We start from the raw sequence: 2,873 nt of genomic DNA, 5'->3' as shown, positions 1-2,873 counted from the left end.
CAACAACAATGCATTTGTCACGATCATACTTAGATTAATGATATTACTCTAATTCAATTATATGGAAAAGGTTCAAGAGACCTTCGATCAGTCCTATAAAGTTCGATGATCCCTGCAGATGTTTATGATCTCATAGTCTTAATGGGGAGGGGATATATGCGAAACAGGGGAGCGGTACTGTCCATTACAAAAGAAAAAACTTCTTCCACCAACGATATTAGCTATGAAACCAGAACCTTCACAAAATGGATAGGTATTTCGCTCATGATTCCCGTCCTGCTTGCCAGCGCTGGCTATCTGTTTGACAACGCTGTGGCCGAGGCCACATACAAGATCATGAAAACAGAGTCTGTGAACCAGATGACCTTCCACAAGACGGTCACCTGGAATTGGATATTATATGATTACGTCAACTGGTTCAACAAGGATCGCATCCATGGAACTTTAGGCTATATGAGCCTGTTCAGTATCGACAATAAGCCCTTAATATTGTCTGATTTACTGTCGACAAATCAGATGATGGGTTGGTTGCAAGAAAAGTCAGCAGCTTAACAAAGAACCAGCACATTCACGGGTGCTGGCTTTTACCTTAATTCAATTAATATTGTCTCGCACTAACATTAAAATCTAAAGAGTGACCCGTTTTACTGAACACATAGATTTTATAAGTATTTGCTACTGACGTGTAGATATAAGAAGTTTTTTGTTCCCCAACATCAAAGGGAATTTCAAAGACTTCTACTCCATTTTTGTAGATCTTCATATAGATTTTGGCGCTGCTATAGTTCTTTATCCACACATTTACATTCTCCCCATTAGAAGGGTTGACAGTAAAGGTGTTTTCATATGCAGGAAGGCCAGTATAACGGAACGGCGAAATTAGTTGAACGTCGAACGGGGTAATGATAGGCCCTTCGCCTTCTCCGGGATTCTCTGTTTCAACAACAGGTGACTGAGAAGGGATTGGTGCTTCATCAGTAAACGCTGCAATAAAACTACTCAGTGAAAGAGCAAACGCAATTGGAACTACGGCTAAATTAAATCTTTTCAGCACTTCACAATCTCCTTTACATCTCTTTCATAAATAGGTTCATATATATAACGCTTTGTGATCTGAGTTAGTTGTTGGCCAAGATGACTGAGTGACGAGCACTCGATCAAGATTATACTAATTACTCTAAGGTTACACTATCACTTCTAAATGTCATTATTTTTATATCTCCTTCACCTTCAAAGACGATTTTCATGTCTTTCGACGTTGTAGAAATATCCACATCCCTACAACGGATCTCCAAGATTGAATCGGAATCTACCGTATCATTTGTTGCATCTAAATGATAACTATGTACATTTTCAAAAGTAACCTTAATTACTTTCATTTCATCTTCCTCAGGACTGTAATTTTTTTGTCTCCAATTACAGAGATCGATATCGAGAACTAGTTTCTCGCCGTTAATACTAATATTTTCTAACAGGCTGTCATGCAGATCGTATTCTTCAATAAAAGTAGCTATTTTCATACTTACTCACCGTCCTTTATTACAATAGGAGAAGCTTTGGAACCACACTGGATTTCCATCAATATCAATATAATAATGGTGTCTTTGTTCTTATGTTGTTGATCATGTTGCTCATGGCTTTACCCGAACCCTCATCCCCCGACTTCTTACCACCACGATCGCCGCTATCATCACCGCCACCGCTACCGCTGCCATTACAGGCACCACTATTATGTTAGATGGCAAGCAGTACCCATTTACACGGGGTGCTACGTTAGCTGCTTTAAGTGTTATTGGTTGAGAGATGGATTCATTCGTTGTCATCCTTCTACCAACGAAAAAACCTTGAAAGGCGTGGAGCCAATCAAGGATCATGATAAAAATTACTCGTTATCATCTTCCACTACAGGAACAAAGGGAGATAAGAACATATCTTCTTTTAGTTGTATATTACCACGGGCTAAAACAAAGACTTTAAACTGATTATCGTAGCCTTCGATATCTTCATCGTCCCTTGTATAAAGCAAGCCGTAGGAACCCGGTGCTTGGTCCGCGATGAATTGATAAAGCTTAATGACTTCCTCTGCTTCAGAAGTTTTACGATTCAAGAATCCGCCTACGGAAAGATAATAGTTGCCGTTAGCAGGATACAATTTTAGAAGTCCACTACTCCAATTTAACTCTGAAATAAAGCTCTGTATGTTCTTTATAATCAATTCTAAACTACCTGCATCAGCTTCTGCTGTTGTCTCATGGATAGTAGCCCAACCGTGAAATTCATACATTGTTATCACCTATTTCAAAGGTTTTGTATCAATTATAACTTCAATTCCATATCTACTGCTATACTCATTCAACTTATCAATTACGGATTGAGCAGGTTGCCCCTCAAAATGATAGTAAACCTTTCTTCCCGTTTCCTGTGCAGCCTCAAAAGTAGCCTTCATTTGATCACGGATACTTTTGTTTACTGTTTGAAGTGCTGGTTTTGATTGAGCAACATACTGGTCACTAATAGCGTCAAACTCTCTGTGAGCGGGGTCATTGGAGAACTTCACACGGGACTGTCCGCCGATTCTACCAGCTAATGCATCTGCTGCCGCATCAGGTTTATTTACAACCTCCAGATTTCCTGAATAGCGACCTACATCACCCATCCCCACATCCCCCGACTTCTTACCGTCACCATGACTGCTACTATTACCACCACTGTTGCCGCCACCGCCACGATCGCTGCCACCATTACCGCTACCGCTTCTACTACCACCACTATTTCCGCCGCCAAGATCATCATGCTTATTATTCCGTGGGCCTCCCCCTCTAAGTCCAGCACGGTTGAGGAGTGCGCCTCCAATGATCATTGCCGACTGTGTT

Annotated in this window: 5 protein-coding genes; 1 reads left to right on the top strand and 4 read right to left on the bottom strand. The window is 40.8% G+C overall.

The window, feature by feature from the left end; translation table 11 throughout:
- Positions 1-156 precede the first annotated feature (156 nt).
- The gene (locus CHH75_RS24375; protein ID WP_176475663.1) at positions 157-552 is read left to right on the top strand and encodes an IS3 family transposase; all 396 of its coding nucleotides are present in this window, start codon (positions 157-159) and stop codon (positions 550-552) included.
- A gap of 46 nt (positions 553-598) precedes the next feature.
- On the opposite strand, the gene CHH75_RS24370 is transcribed toward CHH75_RS24375, so the two are convergent.
- The 4 genes from CHH75_RS24370 to CHH75_RS24350 all read right to left on the bottom strand — a co-directional run.
- Positions 599-1,054: a hypothetical protein gene (locus CHH75_RS24370; protein ID WP_095399389.1), complete on the bottom strand. Its 456-nt coding sequence runs from the start codon at positions 1,052-1,054 to the stop codon at positions 599-601.
- Positions 1,055-1,172: 118 nt separating this feature from the next.
- Positions 1,173-1,520, bottom strand: coding sequence for a hypothetical protein (locus CHH75_RS24365; RefSeq protein ID WP_095399388.1), 348 nt, complete (start codon positions 1,518-1,520; stop codon positions 1,173-1,175).
- A gap of 362 nt (positions 1,521-1,882) precedes the next feature.
- Entirely contained in the window at positions 1,883-2,284 is a 402-nt protein-coding gene (locus CHH75_RS24355; RefSeq protein ID WP_095399387.1) for an Imm7 family immunity protein, read from the bottom strand.
- Between the two features lie 9 nt (positions 2,285-2,293).
- Positions 2,294-2,873, bottom strand: a 580-nt coding sequence (locus CHH75_RS24350; protein WP_303621130.1) for a restriction endonuclease fold toxin, incomplete at its 5' end; no start/stop codon positions are given.

Source organism: Paenibacillus sp. 7541, assembly GCF_002276395.1.
Classification (GTDB): domain Bacteria; phylum Bacillota; class Bacilli; order Paenibacillales; family Paenibacillaceae; genus Paenibacillus_AQ; species Paenibacillus_AQ campinasensis.
Note: the sequence above shows the minus strand (reverse complement) of the source record. Positions and strands in the feature narration are given on the sequence as shown.